Raw genomic sequence first — 17,675 nt, 5'->3', positions numbered from 1 at the left:
TCGTGAACCTCACCGATCATGCCCTGTCCGCGCCCATACCGCATCCACCCTGGTTACGCACGCCCCAGAGTTCAGGGTCAGGAGATATCACAGCCGTTCGCTATCGCCGGGCAGCAATTCACCGAGGGCCACGACGACCTCGGCGGCGCCGAATCCGGCCGGAACGGCCCCCTGCTCGATCACCACGGCGCGCAGGTCCTCCAAGGGCTCGGGAGCCAGCCCGGCGAGCACGTCCGCGTCGAGGAACAGGTGTGTGACCCATTCGTCGGCGAGCGCCGCGCTCGTGGCCTCCGCCAGCACCAGCGATGCACCGGCCGCGCCGGCCGCGACCACCTCGAGCAGCGCCGCGGGCACGTCCGCGCGGCCCCGGCGGAACGTCCGGGACTCGAACGTCAGGTCGGTGCGTTCGCGCAGCCGGTCCACGGCCGCCGCCAGCTGGTCGTAGCTCAGGGTGACACCCGCGGCGGCGAAGACGGTGTCCACACCGCGCAGCGGTCGCGTCCGATGGGCATAGGTCACCGGGCGCGCCGACTCCCCGGCCACCTCGGCGACGACCGCCGGATCGTCGAGTACCAGCCAGTCCACGCCGTCGCCCGCGGGCGCCGACCCGGCCGTCAGGCCGACCTTGATCTCCAGCGCCTCGGGCAGGCGGGCACCGTCACCGACGGGAACCACCGCGGCGCCCGCCTTCAGCACGGCCCACGTCGCCACCGTCGCCTCGATGCCGCGATCCAGCCGCACCGCGACGCCCGTGCCCGGCCCGCAGCCACGCCCGATCAGCACCCGGGCCAGCCGCGACGAGCGCGCGCCGAGCTCCTGGTAGGACACGGCGTCCTCACCGAAGGCCAGCGCCGGACCGTCCGGATCGTCCTCGACCGCGGCCGCCAGCGCCTGCGCCAGCGCGGTGCCGTTGGCCGCGACCGTTTCCACCGGTTCGGGCCGCTGTGCCTCGATCCGGGCGCGCTCCTGCTCGTCCAGCAGGTCGATATCGCCGACGAGCACTTGCGGATCGGCGGCCACCGCCGCGAGGATGCGCTCGAACCGGCGGCCCAGCGCTCGCACCGTCGACTCGTCGAACAGGTCGGTGGCATAGGTGAATACGGTGACCAGGTCCGCGGGCGCGCCCGCCGCGTCGTGGCGCGGTTCGACGATGACCTGCAGATCGAACTTGGCGGCCACCCGGTCGCTGTCCAGCGCCGCCACGGTCAGGCCGGGCAGCTCCAGCGTCGGCTGCTCGGTGTTCTGGAACGCCAGCATCACCTGGAACAGGCTCTGCTCACCGGTGCGGCCCGGCGACACCACCTCGACCACCCGCTCGAACGGGATATCGGAGTTCGCGAACGCCGAAAGGTCGGTCTCCCTGGCCTTTTCGACCAGCGCGTCGAAGGTGTCGGCAGTGCTGACCCCGGTGCGCAGCGCGAGCGTATTGACGAACATGCCGACCAGATCGTCGAGTGCCCGCTCGCCACGCCCGGCGATCGGCGTGCCGACGGTGACGTCGGCGCTGCCCGACTGCCGGGCCAGCAGTGCCGCCAGCGCCGCGTGCACCACCATGAACAACGACGAATTGTGTTCACGCGCAATGCGAAGCAGGCCCGCGTGCACCGGCGCGGGCACGTCCAGCCCGACCATGCCGCCGCGCATCGACGGCACGGCGGGCCGCGGCCGATCCGGCGCCAGGAAGGCGGCCCCGGAAATTCCGGCGAGCTGCGTGCGCCAGTAGTCCAGCTGCCGCGCGGCGATCGACTCCGGATCGTCGTCGGTGCCGATGACCCCGCGCTGCCACACCGCGAAGTCGGCGTACTGCACATCCAGTGGCGCCCAACCGGGTTCACCGCCCTCGAGCCGGGCGAGGTAGGCGGTCATCAGGTCGCGGGCCAGGGGCGCGAGCGACGCGCCGTCACCCGCGATGTGGTGCAGCACCATCGCCAGCAGGTGGTCCTCGCCGTTGCGCAGCAGCAGGGCCCGGACCGGAACCTCCTGCGTCACATCGAATCCCGCCGACAGCAGCTCGGTGACGCGCTCGATCGGGTCGGTGCCGTCCACCACCGGCAGCCCGTCGGGCAGCGCGTCGGCGGCCGACAGGATCTCCTGATACGGCAGCCCGCCCGGACCGCCGGCCGGATAGCGGGTGCGCAGCACCTCGTGCCGCTCCAGCACGTCGATCACGGCCTGGCTCAGCGCCGCCACGTCCAGTGCGCCGGTGAGCCGGACCGCCAACGGGATGTTGTAGGACGGTGATTCGGGATCGAGCTGGTTGATGACCCACATCCGCTGCTGCGCGAGCGACAGGGGGATGCGGTCGGTGCGCGGCGCGGGCGCCAGCTTCGGGCGTACCGTCCCGGCCGCGGCGCCGGGCACGATGCGCGCCGCCAGCGCGGCCACGGTCGGGGCCTCGAAGACCTCGCGGACCGCGACATTCGAGTCCAGCGCCTCGTTGATGCGCGCGACCGCCCGGGTCGCGAGCAGCGAGTTGCCACCGAGGCCGAAGAAGTCGTCGTCCAAGCCGACCTCCCCGGCGCCGAGCAGCCCGGCGAACACGTCGGCCACCGCCTGCTCGATCGGAGTGCCGGGCGCCCGGAACGCGGCCGACCCGATGAATTCCGGTGCGGGCAGCGCCTTGCGGTCGAGTTTGCCGTTCGGCGTGAGCGGCAGCGCGTCCAGCGTCACGACGGCGTCGGGAACCATGTAGGCGGTGAGGAACTCGCCCACCCGGCCGCGCAGCGCCACCGGGTCGAGCCGCGTATCCGCTTCCGGGACAACGTATCCCACCAGTCGGTCACCGGCCTGCTCGTCGGCACGCACCACCACCACGGCCTGGCTGACGCCCTCGCAGCGCAGCAGCGCCGACTCGATCTCGCCGAGTTCGATGCGGAAGCCGCGCAGCTGCACCTGCTGATCGGTGCGCCCGGCGTACTCCAGATTCGCCTCGCCGCCGAACCCGGCCCACCGGCCGATGTCGCCGGTGCGGTACATCCGGGATCCGGCCGGGCCGAACGGATTCGCCACGAATCGGGTGGCGGTCAGGCCGGGGCGGCCCAGGTAGCCGCGCGACAGCTGCTCGCCGGACACGTGCAGCTCACCGGCCACTCCGACCGGCGCGGGGTGCAGCCGGTCGTCGAGCACGTAGGAGTCCAGGCCGGGCAGCGCGCGGCCGATCACGCTGGCCGGGTTGTCGGCCAGCCGCTCGTCCACGGCCAGGAACGACACGTGCACCGTCGTCTCCGTGATGCCGTACATGTTGACCAGCTGCGGCGCGTCGGAAGCGTGCCGCTCGTACCAGCGTTGCAATTGCCGCAGGTCCAGCGCCTCGCCGCCGAAGACGACGTAGCGCAGCGCGAACTTGCCCGCGCCGCCGGCGTGCGCGGCCCGGTCCGCCTCGGCCAGCTGGTAGAACGCCGAGGGGGTCTGGTTCAGGACGGTGACCTGCTCGCGAATCAGCAACTCGCGGAACAGCTCCGGCGACCGCGAGGTCAGGTAGTCGACCACCACCACCGCGCCGCCGTTGGCCAGCGCGCACCACAGCTCCCACACCGAGAAGTCGAAGGCGAAGGAGTGGAACAGCGTCCACACGTCGGTCTCGTCGAACTCGAACAGCAGCTGGGTGTTGGCGAACAGTTCGAGCACGTTGCGATGCGCGACGCCGACGCCCTTCGGCACACCGGTGGAGCCGGAGGTGTAGATGACGTAGGCCAGGTTCCGCGGCCGCAGCGGCGCGACCCGGTCGGCGTCGGTCACCGGGGCGTCGGAGCGGTCCGCGGCCTCCTCGAGCAGCACCACCGGGACGGCGCCGCCGGGCAGCGCGTCGCGTTCGGACGCGGTGGTCAGGACGCACGCGGGGGCGGCGTCGGAGAGCATGAACTCCAGCCGCTGCGCCGGGTAGGTGGTGTCGATCGGCAGGTATCCGGCGCCGGCGACCAGCACGCCCAGCAGCGCGACCGGCAGCTCCTCGGTGCGCGGAACCGCCACGGCCACCAGCGATTCCGGGCCGACGCCCCGCGCGATCAGCGCCCGCGCCACCCGGTTCGCCCGCCGCTGCAACTCGCCGAAGGACAGCGTGGTGTCGCCGTAGCGGATCGCGGTCGCGTCGGGCCGCCGCCGCGCCTGGGCGGCGAGCAGATCCACCAGGGTGACCGGCGGCACCTGGGCGCCGGTCGAATTCCATTCGTGCAGTACGAGTTCGCGCTCGCCGGGCGCCAGCACGTCGATATCGCCGACGACCACCGCGGCCTCGGCCGCCACCGCGCCCAGGATGCGCCGGAACCGATCGGCGAAGTCCTGCACCGTGGCCTCGTCGAACAGGTCGGTGGCGTAGGTGAACGACGCCGACATGCCTTGCGGCACATTGTGTTCGTCCACGCGCTCGGCCAGCGCGAGCTGCAGGTCGAACTTGGCCAGCGGCACGGCCAGGTCCACACCGGACACGGCCAGGCCGGGCAGCTCCAGCTGGGCCGGCGCCAGGTTCTGGAAGGTCAGCATCACCTGGAACAGCGGATGCCGCGACGCCGAGCGCGCCGGATCGAGCAGCTCCACCAGTCGCTCGAACGGCACGTCGGCGTGCCCGAAGGCGGCCACGTCGGTGCCGCGAACCGAGCGCAGCAGTTCGTCGAAGGGCGCGCCGGGATCGACCTCGGTGCGCAGCACGAGAGTGTTGACGAACATGCCGATAAGATCGTCGAGCTCGGCCTCGCCGCGCCCGGCGATCGGAGTGCCGATCGCGATGTCGCGGGTGCCCGACAACCGCGCCAGCAGCACCGCGAGCGCCGCGTGCACGACCATGAACAGGGTCGAATTGTTGCCGTGCGCAATACGATTCAGCGCGGCGTGCACGGCGGGGTCGATCTCGAAATCGAGGGTCGCGCCCTGGTTGGTGGCGACGACCGGGCGCGGCCGGTCGGCGGGCAGGTCCAGCTGCTCCGGCAGGGCGGCCAGCTGCTGCTGCCAGAAGGCGATCTGCTGGGCCAGCACCGATTCCGGATCATCCTCCGCGCCCAGCGTCTCGCGCTGCCAGAGCGCGAAGTCGGCGTACTGCACGGCCAGTGGCGACCACTCCGGCGCCCCGCCGCGCACCCGGTCCAGGTAGGCGGTCATCAGGTCACGGGTCAGCGGGCCCATCGAGAAGCCGTCACCGGTGATGTGGTGCACCACGCAGATCAGCACGTGGTCGTCGGCGGCGAGCCGCAGCACGCGCAGCCGCACCGGCGGCGCGACCGTGGCGTCGAATCCCGCCGTCACGGTCTCGGCGACCAGCGCCGGGACCCGCGCCTCGGTGGCGTGGTCCACCGGAAGTTCCGGCACCGCGCGGGGATCGGCGAGCGGCAGCACCAGCTGGTAGCCCTCGCCGTCGAGGTCCGGGTACACGGTACGCAGCACCTCGTGCCGCTCCACCAGGTCGCGCACCGCGGCGCGCAGCGCGTCCAGGTCCAGCGCACCGGTCAGCCGCACGGCGACCGGAATGTTGTTGACGGCGCTGTGCGGATCGAAGCGGTTCAGGAACCACATCCGCTGCTGGGCGTAGGACAGCGGGATGCGCTCGGGCCGCGGCATCGGCCGCAGCTGCTGCCCGGCCGCCGATCCGGCGTGCCGCTCCACGCGTTCGGCCAGCGCCGCCACCGTCGATGCCTCGAACAGCAGCTGCACCGGCACCCGCACATCCAGCGCGGAACCGATGCGCGCGGCGGCCTGCGCGGCGAGCAGCGAGTTGCCGCCCAGTTCGAAGAAGTCGTCGTCGGCGCCGACCCGCCCGGCCGCCATCGCGCCGACCGGCTCACCGGCGGCCGGATCGGGCTGCGGCCCCGCGGGCACCAGCAGCGCCGCGAACACGTCGGCGACGATCTGTTCGACCGGCGTGGACGGCGCGCGGAATTCCCTTGCGGCGAAGGCGGGTTCGGGTAGCCGGGCGCGGTCGAGCTTGCCGATCGGGGTCAGCGGGATCTCGTCCAGCACCATGATCAGCGCCGGAATCATGTACGCGGGCAACGACTTTCCGAGGAACTCTTCGAGTTCGCCGGTGTCGACCGTGGTTCCGGCGCGCGGCAGCACGTAGGACACCAGCGTGGTGGCGCCCGACGGCAGGGTGCGGCCGAGGGTGGCCGCGAAGTCGATGTCCGGATGCTCGGTCAGCGCGTTGTCGATCTCGCCCAGTTCGATCCGGAAGCCGCGCACCTTGACCTGGAAGTCGGAGCGGCCGAGGAACTCGATGCCGCCGTCGGACTCGTTGCGCCGCACCAGGTCTCCCGTGCGGTACAGCCGCGACCCCGGGCTCGCGGTCTCCGCGCCGAACGGGTTCGCCACGAACCGGCCCGCCGTCAGGCTCGGCCGATTCAGATAGCCCTGCGCGAGCGCGGGACCCGCCAGATACAGCTCACCCACCACTCCCGCCGGAACCGGGCGCAGCCGCGAATCCAGCACGAACACACCGACTCCCGGGATGGGATTGCCGATGGTGATCGGCCCGTCGGGCTCCAGCGCGATGGACGACACCAGGATGGTGGCCTCGGTCGGCCCGTAGCCGTTGACGAACGTCCGCCCGTCGCGCGCCCATCGGCCCACCAGCTCCGGGCCGAAGCGGTCACCGATCACCATCACGGTCTCGATGTCGTCCAGTCCGGTCGGGTCCACCGACTCCAGCGCGCCGGGCGTGATCAGCATGTGCGTGGCGCGCTCGCGGCGCAGCAGATCGGCCAGCTCGTAACCGCCGAAGATCTCCGGCGGCGACACCACCAGCGTCGCCCCCGAGGAGAACGCCAGCATCAACTCCAGCACGGAGACGTCGAAGTTCGGCGAGCACACGTGCATCACGCGCGAATCCTCGCCCACCCCATAGTGTTCGCGCTCCGCCGCGACCAGCGCGCCGAGGCCGACGTGGGTCACCACGACGCCCTTCGGCCGCCCGGTCGAGCCCGAGGTGTAGATGACGTAGGCCGGGTGCTGTTCGGTGAGCGGGCGCACCCGGTCGGTGTAGGAGATCGGATGCGACGGCCGCGCCGCCACCCGGTCCCGCACCACCGGGTCGTCCAACTCCAGCCAGTACACGCCGGTGCCGAGGGCGGAGCGGTGCGCGGAGGTGGTCAGGCCCAGCACGGCGCCCGAGTCCGACACCATGTGGGCGATGCGTTCGGCCGGATAGGTCGGGTCCACCGGCACGTAGGCCGCGCCGGTCTTGGCGATGGCCCACACCGACAGCACCGACTCGATCGAGCGGGTGATGCCGATGGCGACCACGTCGCCCGCGCCGATCCCGCGGTCGATCAGCTCCCGGGCCAGCCGCGAGGAGGCCTCGTCCAGTTCCCGGTAGGTGAGTTCACGCGCGTCGGACGGATCCTCGGCCGGCGCGAACCGGATCGCCACCGACTCGGCGGCGGACTCCACCGCCGCGGTGAGCAGCTGTCCGAAGAGCGGGCCGCCCGACCGACGACGGCGGCCTCCACGAGCGGATCGGCGGGCAGTTTCCATTCGAGTGCATTCACCTCTCGCGTCCAGCAGGTCCGCACGGCCGAACGATATCGGCGGGCCTCGCACGGTCCGGGCAATCATATAGGGGTCGTCGCGGTGCTCGGCGGCGTCTGCGCGAGCCTCCTCTACTCATCGGTACGAGGGTGCCCCGTCGTTGCGCGAGGAGTCGAATTCGGTGGGCCGCGTCACAGCGGTCGGCGTGTGCGGCTCAGAGCCACCCGCGCCGGATCGCCTGCACGCCCGCCTGGAACCGGGTGCTCGCGCCGAGCCGCTCCAGCAGGCTGGCCGTCCGCCGCACCACCGTGCGGCGCGACATGCCGAGCCGGCGCGCGATGGTGTCGTCGGTGGCGCCCAGGCCCATCAGGGTCAGGATGGCCCGATCGCGCTCGTCCAGCGGCTCGCTCGGATTCACCGAGATCGGCGCGGCCAGCGACCACAGCACGTCGAAGGTGCGGACCAGCAGGTCCAGTGTCGGCGAGGGACCGATGCGCAGGCCCATCGGGTCGGCGCGACGCTCGTCGTTGTGCAGCACCAGGCTGGCCCGCTCGCCGTCGGCGATCATCACCTTCAGCGGCGGATCGGGTAGCGTGCGCGCCTGCGCCCCGGCGGCATTGGTGGACAGCGCGTACCGCAGTCGATCCGCATCCTGATAGACGGTGTCCTGGTACAGCGTCTGATAGCGGACACCGGCGTCGATGCGGGCCGACTTCAACTCGAACATCCGCTCTGCCCGGTCGATATCGCAGATATAGGGTCCGCGCTCGACCAGCCGCACGTTGTTGCGGGCGGTGCGGTGCAGGTCCTCGAATTCGGCGACCAGTTCCCGGGTCTCGTACATCGCGACGATGGTGCCGCCGCCGCGGACGGTGCGGCGCACCGATCGGAACGTCTCGCCCAGTCGCGCGGCGGCCGCGTGCATGCGGGCGGTGTCGGCCTGGCGACGCCGGGACTCGGCCTCGGACAGGGCCTCCGGCGCGTGGGCGTCCCACACGACGGTGCCGTTGCCATCGATGCGGACGGCCGCCTGCAATTCGCACAGCCGGTCGAGGGCGGCCTCGGCGACCTCGGGCGAGCACTCCAGGTAAGCGGCCAGCTCGGCCAGACTGGATCGCGGGTGTTGCACGAGTGCCGCGTACGCCCGGCCGTGCAGGGATCTGGTATCGAACAATTCGTGTAAACCCGTCACACCACCAGCCCCCACGACCGTCGGCCGTGTCCGTACCCGGCCGCTGACACCCGCGACGATTACTGGGGTCCCCACTGCTGCGACAGGATCACACCCTTGCCGGCCAGGTAGCGCGTCGGGTCGATCTTGTTCTCGGCGGCGTCCCAGACCTCGAGGTGCAGATGCGGTCCGGTGGAGTTGCCGCGGTTGCCGACGGTGGCGATGACGTCACCGGCGCGCACCCGCTGGCCGACGTTGACCAGGATGTCGTTGACGTGGCCGTAGACGCCGGTGGTGCCGTCGTCGTGCTTGACCCGCACCCACAGGCCGAAGCCGGAGGCCGGACCCGCCTCGATCACGGTGCCATCCTCGATCGAGTGGATCGGGGTGCCGATGGCGTCGGCGAAATCGACGCCGTAGTGGAACGCGCCCCAGCGCGCGCCGAAATCGGAGCTGACCGCACCGGCCACCGGGCGCACCGCGGGGGCCGACGGGGCGACCTGGTTCTGCAGGCCCTTGATCACCTGCTCGGCCTGGGCGAGCGGACCGGCGACCTCCGGCGGCAGATTCTGCAGCCCGAACGGGGCCGGCTGAATCGGCGCGGCGACGGGCGCGGCCTGCGCCTGCGGCTCGGGCGCCGGAGCCGCCACGGGCTCGGCCACGGGCGCCGCGACGGCCTGCTTCGCCTCGGCCGCCGATTCCTCGACGGCGTCCCGGGCGATCGCGTCGCCGCTGCTGCTCTCGTGCCCGATCGGCAACAGCGGGGCGGCGTTCGCGAGCTGGGCCGCGGTGCCGACGATGGCACCCGCCGCGACCGCGGCGCTGGCCGCCAGCTTCACCCGGTCGCCGGTGCGCGGCTCGGCGCGGTGCCGGTTCGGACGACCGGCGCACACACCATCTCCGAGCAAGTCCCTGACAGATACTGAGGTGGAGGTCTCACGGTGCTGCGGCAAGGTTCGTCCTAGCGTCGATCAACTCGGGTGGCGTCGCGATCGAAACCTCATTTTCGGTAACGATTCGGCATACGCCGTGACGGAAACTGTACTCCGTCGTGACCTTTTCGCAACCTTCTCGGCCGAAAGTCCAGGTGATCCGCCATGCGACGGCCCGATCGGCTGTTACATAAGCCAGACTGAGCCGGTGATCATCGACGACCTGCGAACCCCGATCGTGCTCGCGCCGATGGCCGGCGGGCCCTCCACACCCGAACTCGCGGCCGCCGTCTCGGCCGCGGGCGGACTGGGATTCCTCGCCGCCGGATACCTCGACGCCGCGGACCTCGCCGACCGGATCGTGCGCACCCGCGCCCTGCTGTTCGACAGCGACCGCGGCGCCCTCCCGTTCGGCGTGAACCTGTTCGTCCCCGGAGCGCCGACGCCGGCGGAACACTTCGCCCCCTATCTGGAACGCCTGGGCCGCGAATTCCCGCTCGGCGAGGCCCGTTTCGACACCGACGACTGGGACGCCAAACTGGACGCCCTCGTCGCCGATCCGGTCGCGGTGGCCTCGTTCACCTTCGGCTGCCCGTCGGCGCGCGAGATCGACCGCCTGCGGTCGGTGGGCACCGAGTCCTGGGTGACGGTGACCTCGGTCGGCGAGGCGCGCACCGCGATCGAGGCTGGTGCGGACGTGCTGATCGCGCAGGGCGCCGAGGCGGGCGGGCACCGCGCCACCTTCGTCGACCGTCCCGCCGACGACGCCGCCGATCCGCTGTCGACCCTGGCGCTGCTCCAATTGCTCACCGCCGCAACCGACCATCCGGTGGTGGCCGCGGGCGGCCTCGCCACGGGCGCGGGCATCGCTGCGGTGCTGGCCGCCGGCGCGGCCGCCGCGCAGCTGGGCACGGCCTTCCTGAACTGCCCCGAGGCCGGTACCGCGCAACTGCATCGCGACGCTCTGGTCATCGACGCGCCGACCATGCTGACCCGCGCCTTCAGCGGCCGCCGGGCCCGCGGGCTGCGCAACCGGTTCATCCTCGACCACCCCGACGCACCCGCCGCCTACCCCGAAATCCATTACGCCACCGGGCCGTTGCGCAAGCAGGCGCGCGCCGCGGGCAATGCCGACGCGGTGAACCTCTGGGCAGGCCAAACACATACGCTGACCAGCGCGGTCCCCGCCGCCGACCTGGTGCGTTCGTTGTCCGCCGAGACGAAAAACGCTCTGAAACTGGCACTTTCGCGCACAATCCAGGATTGTTGACAACGTTTCTCGTTTAGAATCGGATGACACCATCCGCCTGTCCCACGAGGAGAGCGCTATGTCACTGGACGTCCCAACCGCACTACTCGAGCGTGCCGAACGCGGCGAGGTCTCCGACGACGAGTTCGTCGAGTGTGTCCGTAACTCGCTGCCCTACGCCTACGAGGTGGTCAGCCGAGTGGCAGCCGACCTGCGTTCCGGCACAGCCGAATTCGCCGACAACCGAGTGGCTCCTCCGGACGAGGTGGCCCGCGGCCAGCTGCTGCGCGCCATGGCGTCCGACTCCATCCGCGGCGGCCTGGAGCGGCACTTCGGTGTGAAGATCGCGTTCCAGAATTGCCATCGGGTGGCGGCGTTCCCGCTGTCGGCGGTCGGCGGCGAGACCTACACGCGCTTCATCTCCACCCGGGCACAGCTGCTCAACCAGAGCCCGGAACTGCGTAACTGCTGATCCGGCAGGCCGAACGGCGCGGGCGAACATCTCCGCCCGCGCCGATTCGCGTGTCAGCGAGCGTCATTGGCGCGGCAGCAGCCGCAGGGTGGTGGATCGTGCCTTGGCACTGGTGATCTCGGCGATGATGCTGGCCGCGTACCGCTGATACTTCGTCGCGTACTCGTGGTCGATCTCGTCGTCGAGGGCATGGTCGGCAGCGGCGAAATCGACGTCCTGGTCGATGCTGCCCGCGCGGATCCGGCCGTGGCCGCTGTCGCGCGCCGTCCGCAACCAGGCCGAGTCCGCCCCGTTCACCGAGCGCACGTACAGGTCGCGACCGTGGCGCACCACCCAGATCGTCACCGGCATACGCAGCGTGCCGTCCCGGCCCGCGGCCGCCAGTTGCAGTTCCTCCGTCTCTGCGATCCTGGTCAGCTCGGCGGCCGTCCACTTCGCCATCGCGTCTCCTTCCGGGTCCCGCTGGTGCGCTCGGAAGCATTTTTCCCCCTCGCGACCCCGGGCCCCGGCTGCGACACGGACATTCCGTACCAAGCGGTCCGGCAGGCTCGGATCAGAGTTCCTGCAGGATCCGCTTGAGGACCTTGCCGGTCGGGTTGCGCGGCAGTTCCCCCAGGAACACGACGTCGCGGGGCACCTTGTAGCGCGCCAGGTGCGCCTTCACGTGCGACTTGACGTCGTCGGCGGTGAGGGTGTCGTCGTCGCGCACGACGAACGCCTTCAGGCGCGCGCCGAACCGGTCGTCGGCGACGCCGATCACCGCGGCCTCGCGAATCCCCCTGTGCGCGTTGAGCAATTCCTCCACCTCGGCCGGAAAGACGTTCTCACCGCCGGAGACGATCATGTCGTCGTCCCGGCCGTCGATGAAAAGCCTTCCGGCGGAGTCGAAGTGGCCGAGGTCGCCGGAGGACATCAGGCCGCGCACGCGTTCCTTGTCACCGCCGCCGGTATAGCCCTCGAACTGCGCGGCGTTGGTGACGAAGATGCGGCCGGTCACCCCGGGCGGCACCTCGGCGCCCCGCTCGTCGAGAACCCGCACCACCGCGCCCAGCACGGGCCTGCCCACGCAACCGGGCTCCTCGGCGAGGTCGGCGGGGGTGGCGATGGTGGCGTACGCGACCTCGGTGGAGCCGTACAGGTTGTAGACCACCGGGCCGAACAGCGCCGTGATCCGCCGGCACAGGTCGGCGCCGAGCTGCGACCCCGCCACGAACACGATGCGCAGCCGGGACAGGTCGCGCCCGGTCAGCGCCTGCGGACCGAGGTCGGCGATGCGGGCCAGCATCACCGGCACCGCGATCAGGGCGGTCGCGCGGTGCCGGGACATGCTGTCGATCACCTGCTGCGGATCGAAGCGGCGCCGGATCACCAGGGTCGAGCCGAATCCGATGGCCAGCAACGACATCGCGAAACCGAGCGTGTGGAACAGCGGCGCCGGGCATTCGGTCACCTCGCGGGCGCGGAACGGCACCTTGCTGAGGATCGCGCCCAGCGGCTCCAGCGAACGCGGCTCCGAACGGGCCGCGCCCTTGGGCGTGCCGGTCGTCCCGCTGGTCAGCAGGATGATCTTGGAGCCCGGCCCGGTGATCGGCGGCGACGCAGCCGAACCCGCGGCGATCAGGGCCTCCAGGCTGCTCGGATGGCTGGTGTCGGTCCAGGCCCGGTACGCGCCGCGGCGCGGGCTCAGATCGCCGAGGATCGGTTCGTACTCCTCGTCGTAGACCAGCAGATCGGCGCCCTCGCGGGTGGCCACGTCGCGCAGCTGCGGTCCCGCGAAGTCGGTGTTCAACAGGATGATTCGGGCGCCGCACTTGGCGGCGGCGAACATGGCGTCCAGCAGGCCGCGGTGATTGCGGGCCAGGATCGCCACGCCCTCACCGGAACGCAGGCCGCGCTTGCGCCACTCGTTGGCCAGCCGGTTCGAGCGGTCGTCGAGTTCCCGGTAGCTCAGCGCGCCCAGCTCGTCGACGACCGCGGTGCGATCACCGTAACGGCCCGCCGAAAGCCGCAGCAGCGCAGGCAAACCGCCGTGCCGCAGCAGTTCGACGCCCGCCGCCAGCAGCGGCATCGGCGACTCCAGGCCGACCACGCCGCTGCCCACGCACAGCCACAGATACTCCAGTTCGGTCCAGGCCCGGACGCCCAATGTCTTCAACAGGTTCACCGTCATGCGCCAACCCCCTTGCCGCGGTAGTCATCTCCCGCGGCGCACGCACGAACAGCAACCATGCCGGACCTCCTCGTCCACCCGCCTGCGGCGAGAGCCCCCAGGTTAGCGCGACTCCCCGGAGCGCGCCCACCCCCTCGGGGTCCGGCCGCTACTTCCCGTGCGCACGTAGCTGATACAGGCCCACGGTCTCCGCGACCACCACGCCGTCGGCGTCGGTGACGGTCGCCTTCAGCGTGAAGTCGGCCTTCCCGTCGGCCTCGGCGTCGGCGACGATGCGCGCGATCTCCGCCTCGGACAACTCGGCCTGCGCCCGCACGTCGGTCTTGGTGGGCTTGCGGAAGAAGATCTGCAGATCCTTGACCAGCGGGAAGTACTTCGCGGTGTCGAAGGTGGCGATCGGGATCGCCCCGCCCAGGATCTCGGCGACGGTGAACAGCACACCGGCGTACATGACCCCGAAGTGGTTGCCGTTGCCCTCGATCGGCACCGTGGTCGCGGCGAATCCGGGCCGCACCTCGAGCGCCCGCACACCCATCGTGTGCGCGATCGGAATCGTGAACTCCAGCGCCCCGTTCACCATGTCCGCGAACGCCGGAGCGTCGCTGCTCGTCTCGGCCATGAGCCATCCCTTCACTGCGTGCACCGGTCGGCAACCGGTGCGCACAGCGTACGACATACTGTTGACAGCCTGCCAACAGCTCCCGGGCTACAGTGCCGTGACCTTCAGCTCACCGTCGGCGAACCGTGCCCGCAGCCGCTTCTTGTCGAACTTGCCGACGCTGGTCTTGGGCACCTCGTCGATGACGGTCCAATACTCGGGTAGCTGCCACTTGGCGAACTTGTCGGCGAGGAAGTCGCGCAGTTCGGCGGGCTCGGCCGTGACGCCCTCCTTGAACACGACCGCCACCAACGGCCGCTCCTCCCACTTCTCGTCGGGAATGCCGATCACCGAGGCCTCCGCCACGGCCGGGTGCCCCATGATCGCGTTCTCCAGGTCCACCGACGAGATCCACTCGCCGCCGGACTTGATCACATCCTTGGAGCGGTCGACCAGCGTGAGGAAGCCGTCCGGGCTGATCTTGCCGACGTCGCCGGTGCGCAGCCAACCGTCGTGGAACTTGTCCGGATCCACCACCGCGCCCTCGGGCGAATAGTACGAGCCGGTGATCCACGGACCGCGAACTTCCAGCTCCCCCAACGCTGTTCCGTCGTTGGGCTGCACCGAGCCGTCGTCGCCGACCAGCCGGGCCTGCACCGCGGCGGGGAACCGGCCCTGGGTGTAGCGATAGTCCCACTCGGCGTCGCCCTCGACCCCGGCGGGCGGATGCGCGACGCTGCCCAGCGGCGAGGTCTCGGTCATTCCCCACGCGTGCAGCAGCCGCACGCCGTGCTTCTCCTGGAAGGCCCGCATCATGGCGGGCGGCACCGCGGAGCCGCCGACCACGCAGGTGCGCAGGTGTGAGATGTCCTGCGGCTGGGCCTCCAGCCCGGCCAGCACGCCGCCCCAGATGGTCGGAACGGCGGCGGCGAAGGTCGGCTTCTCGGCCGCCATCATCTGCAGCAGGGGGCCGGGCTGCAGGAACCGGTCCGGCATCAGCAGGCTGGTGCCCGTCATCATGGCCGCGTACGGGATGCCCCAGGAGTTGGCATGGAACAGCGGCACGATCGTCAGAACCGTGTCGTCGGCGGTGAAGCCCATGCTGTTCGGCGAGACCACCTGCATGGCGTGCAGCCAGTTGGAGCGGTGCGAGTACACCACGCCCTTCGGGTCGCCGGTGGTGCCGGAGGTGTAGCACATCCCGGCCGCCGAGCGCTCGTCGATCACCGGGTAGTCGAAGGTATCCGGCTGGGCCGCAAGCAGTTCGGCGTAGGAGTGCACCTGCACACCCGCGGGCGCGGTCAGGCTCGCGGCGTCGCCGTTGGCGACGAGCACGTGCCGGACCGTCCGCAGCTGCGGCAAGTACTGAGCGAACATCGGCACCAGCGAACCGTCGACGATGACGACCTGATCCTCGGCATGGTTCGCGACGTAGACCAGCTGTTCCGGAAACAGGCGGATGTTGAGCGCGTGCAGCACCGCGCCCATCGCCGGCACCGTGGCGTAGGCGGCCATGTGCTCGGTGTTGTTCCACATGAACGTGCCGACCCGGTCGCCCTCGCCGATACCCAGGCCACGCAGCGCGTTCGCCAGTCGCGCGCACTGCACCCCGAGTTCGCGGAAGGTCGTGGTGCGCACCCCGTCGCCGGTCCACGTGGACACCGTCGCGTCGCCGTGGAACGTCGTCGCGTAGCGCAGCAAGGTCGCCAGCGACAACTGCTCGTCCTGCATCGTGCTCAACATCTGAACCGCCACTCCTCACCAGTGAACGAGGTCACATCTGCCGCGAGGATAGCCGAATTCGAACTCACCGGTAACCACGTCGCCCGAAGTCGGCCGACGCCGACAACACGCGGCGCGAACAGCGGGTACGAAAACTCCGACAACAGACGGCGATACGCCCGCGACCTGGGGGTAATCCCGAAACCGCGTGGCCGGAAATATGGATTCGATGTCCGTAGATCTCTTCGTCCCCCACTCTGGGGGCACTTAATCTCATGGTATGACTCGCACGCCGTCCATCCTCATCATCGGCGCCGGATTCGCCGGCCTCGGCATGGCGCTGGAATTACAGCGCGCCGGCATCGACACCTTCACCATCTTGGAGAAGGCCGAGGACCTCGGCGGCGTGTGGCGGGAGAACACCTATCCGGGCGCGGCCTGCGACGTCCCGTCGCCGCTGTACTCGTGGTCGTACGCGCCGAAATCCGATTGGCCACGGCGATTCTCGGAGCAGGCCGACATCCACGCCTACATGCGCGAGGTGGCCGTCGCGCACGGCATCCCCGCGAAGATCCGGTTCGGCACCGAAGTGACCGACGCGGAATTCGATGAGCGACAAGGCGTCTGGCATGTCCGCACCGCCGACGGCGCCACGCTGACCACCGACGTCCTGGTGCCCGCGGTGGGCCAGCTGTCGCGCCCGGCCATGCCGAACATCCCCGGCATCGACACCTTCACCGGCCCCGCGTTCCACTCCGCCGAGTGGGACCACAGCGTCGATCTCACCGGCAAGCGGGTGGCGTGCATCGGCACGGGCGCCAGTGCCATCCAGTACATTCCACGCATCCAGCCGAAGGTGGGCCACCTGACGCTGTTCCAGCGGTCGGCCGCCTGGGTGCTGCCGAAGTTCGACACCGAGTACAGCGCAAGACATCACGCGCTGTTCAAGTACTTCCCGCCGAGCCGTCTCGCGGAACGCTTCGCCATCTGGGGCCTGTTCGAGGTGCTGGCCCTGGCCCTCACCGATATCCCCGCGATGAAGAAGCCGGTCGTCGCCCTCGCCGATCGCCATCGCGCGCAGCAGGTTTCCGACCCCGTGCTCCGCGAGAAGCTCACCCCCGACTACGCCCCCGGCTGCAAGCGCGGCCTGTTCTCCAACGAATACTTCCCCGCCCTCGCCCAGCCCAACGTCACCGTCGAGACCACCGGCATCGAGGCCATCACACCCACCGGCATCCGCACCACCGACGGCGTCGACCACGAGGTCGACGTCATCATCTACGGCACCGGCTTCAAGGGCACCGAGTTCCTGGCCCCCATGAACATCTACGGCCTCGGCGGCCGCAAGCTCTCCGACGAATGGTCTCCCGAGGGCGCCCGCGCCTATCTCGGCATCTCGGTACCCGGCTTCCCCAACCTGTTCATGATGTACGGCCCGAACACCAACGTCGGCTCCGGCTCCATCATCTACATGCTCGAGTCCCAGGCCCGCTACATCCGCCAGGCCACCCGCTACCTCGCCGCCCACCCCCGCCACTACCTCTCCGCCCGCCCAGCCGCCGAACAGGACTGGGACGCCTGGCTCCAGCGCCGCCTCGAAGACACCCCCTGGAACTTCTGCTCCAGCTGGTACCGCAACGCCTCCGGCCGCATCACCAACAACTGGCCCGGCGCCACAGTCCTCTACCGCTGGAAAACCCGCCACTTCGACCCCACCGCCTACGACGAAGCCACCGCCACCACCCCCTCGACCACGGATACCACCGATCCCACCCCAACCCGGTAGACTCCCGCCCAAGCCGGACCCAACTGCGCACCACGCAACCCCGGCCCGCCCTCGTAGCTCAGGGGATAGAGCACCGCTCTCCTAAAGCGGGTGTCGCAGGTTCGAATCCTGCCGGGGGCACTGCGT

Annotated in this window: 10 protein-coding genes and 1 tRNA gene; 4 read left to right on the top strand and 7 right to left on the bottom strand. The window is 70.5% G+C overall.

Annotated elements, in window-relative coordinates:
- Positions 1–87: 87 nt before the first annotated feature.
- The 3 genes from NWFMUON74_RS04050 to NWFMUON74_RS04040 all read right to left on the bottom strand — a co-directional run bounded on the left by NWFMUON74_RS04050 (position 88) and on the right by NWFMUON74_RS04040 (position 9,513).
- Positions 88–7,455 carry a non-ribosomal peptide synthetase gene (locus NWFMUON74_RS04050; protein WP_187686651.1) on the bottom strand — a complete coding sequence of 2,456 codons (7,368 nt, stop codon included), beginning with the start codon at positions 7,453–7,455 and terminating at the stop codon, positions 88–90.
- Positions 7,456–7,663: 208 nt separating this feature from the next.
- A complete protein-coding gene (locus NWFMUON74_RS04045; protein ID WP_232110829.1) occupies positions 7,664–8,578 on the bottom strand; it encodes a helix-turn-helix transcriptional regulator in 915 nt (304 codons plus the stop codon).
- A gap of 122 nt (positions 8,579–8,700) precedes the next feature.
- On the bottom strand, positions 8,701–9,513 hold the full coding sequence (locus NWFMUON74_RS04040) for a M23 family metallopeptidase (protein ID WP_232110828.1): 813 nt from the start codon (positions 9,511–9,513) through the stop codon (positions 8,701–8,703).
- Positions 9,514–9,760: 247 nt separating this feature from the next.
- Here NWFMUON74_RS04040 and NWFMUON74_RS04035 point away from each other — a divergent pair, with 247 nt between their 5' ends.
- Complete coding sequence (locus tag NWFMUON74_RS04035; RefSeq protein ID WP_187686648.1) at positions 9,761–10,822, top strand: nitronate monooxygenase; 1,062 nt, start codon at positions 9,761–9,763, stop codon at positions 10,820–10,822.
- Positions 10,823–10,880: 58 nt separating this feature from the next.
- On the top strand, positions 10,881–11,273 hold the full coding sequence (locus NWFMUON74_RS04030; protein ID WP_187686647.1) for an SCO5389 family protein: 393 nt from the start codon (positions 10,881–10,883) through the stop codon (positions 11,271–11,273).
- Between the two features lie 63 nt (positions 11,274–11,336).
- Here NWFMUON74_RS04030 and NWFMUON74_RS04025 read toward each other — a convergent pair whose 3' ends face one another.
- The 4 genes from NWFMUON74_RS04025 to NWFMUON74_RS04010 form a co-directional block, all read right to left on the bottom strand.
- Positions 11,337–11,714, bottom strand: coding sequence for a DUF2255 family protein (locus NWFMUON74_RS04025; RefSeq protein ID WP_187686646.1), 378 nt, complete (start codon positions 11,712–11,714; stop codon positions 11,337–11,339).
- A gap of 112 nt (positions 11,715–11,826) precedes the next feature.
- A complete protein-coding gene (locus tag NWFMUON74_RS04020) occupies positions 11,827–13,443 on the bottom strand; it encodes an acyl-CoA synthetase (protein ID WP_187686645.1) in 1,617 nt (538 codons plus the stop codon).
- Between the two features lie 148 nt (positions 13,444–13,591).
- Positions 13,592–14,062 carry a PaaI family thioesterase gene (locus tag NWFMUON74_RS04015; protein ID WP_187686644.1) on the bottom strand — a complete coding sequence of 157 codons (471 nt, stop codon included), beginning with the start codon at positions 14,060–14,062 and terminating at the stop codon, positions 13,592–13,594.
- 87 nt (positions 14,063–14,149) lie between these two features.
- Positions 14,150–15,784 carry a long-chain fatty acid--CoA ligase gene (locus tag NWFMUON74_RS04010; protein WP_187686643.1) on the bottom strand — a complete coding sequence of 545 codons (1,635 nt, stop codon included), beginning with the start codon at positions 15,782–15,784 and terminating at the stop codon, positions 14,150–14,152.
- Positions 15,785–16,043: 259 nt separating this feature from the next.
- Between NWFMUON74_RS04010 and NWFMUON74_RS04005 the strand changes: the two genes are divergently transcribed.
- Positions 16,044–17,549 (top strand): flavin-containing monooxygenase, encoded by a 1,506-nt coding sequence (locus NWFMUON74_RS04005; protein ID WP_187686642.1) that lies wholly within the window; start codon positions 16,044–16,046, stop codon positions 17,547–17,549.
- 47 nt (positions 17,550–17,596) lie between these two features.
- Positions 17,597–17,669, top strand: a tRNA-Arg gene (locus tag NWFMUON74_RS04000).
- Positions 17,670–17,675: the final 6 nt, after the last annotated feature.

The sequence above is a fragment of the Nocardia wallacei genome (assembly GCF_014466955.1).
Classification (GTDB): Bacteria; Actinomycetota; Actinomycetes; order Mycobacteriales; family Mycobacteriaceae; genus Nocardia; species Nocardia wallacei.
Note: the sequence above shows the minus strand (reverse complement) of the source record. Positions and strands in the feature narration are given on the sequence as shown.

What these genes read in the sequence shown, in the direction of transcription:
- NWFMUON74_RS04050 (WP_187686651.1), bottom strand. Translation starts at nt 7,455, where the DNA reads ATGGAAACTGCCCGCCGATCCGCTCGTGGAGGCCGCCGTCGTCGGTCG.
- NWFMUON74_RS04030 (WP_187686647.1), top strand. Translation starts at nt 10,881, where the DNA reads ATGTCACTGGACGTCCCAACCGCACTACTCGAGCGTGCCGAACGCGGC.
- NWFMUON74_RS04025 (WP_187686646.1), bottom strand. Translation starts at nt 11,714, where the DNA reads ATGGCGAAGTGGACGGCCGCCGAGCTGACCAGGATCGCAGAGACGGAG.
- NWFMUON74_RS04020 (WP_187686645.1), bottom strand. Translation starts at nt 13,443, where the DNA reads ATGACGGTGAACCTGTTGAAGACATTGGGCGTCCGGGCCTGGACCGAA.
- NWFMUON74_RS04015 (WP_187686644.1), bottom strand. Translation starts at nt 14,062, where the DNA reads ATGGCCGAGACGAGCAGCGACGCTCCGGCGTTCGCGGACATGGTGAAC.
- NWFMUON74_RS04010 (WP_187686643.1), bottom strand. Translation starts at nt 15,784, where the DNA reads ATGTTGAGCACGATGCAGGACGAGCAGTTGTCGCTGGCGACCTTGCTG.
- NWFMUON74_RS04005 (WP_187686642.1), top strand. Translation starts at nt 16,044, where the DNA reads ATGACTCGCACGCCGTCCATCCTCATCATCGGCGCCGGATTCGCCGGC.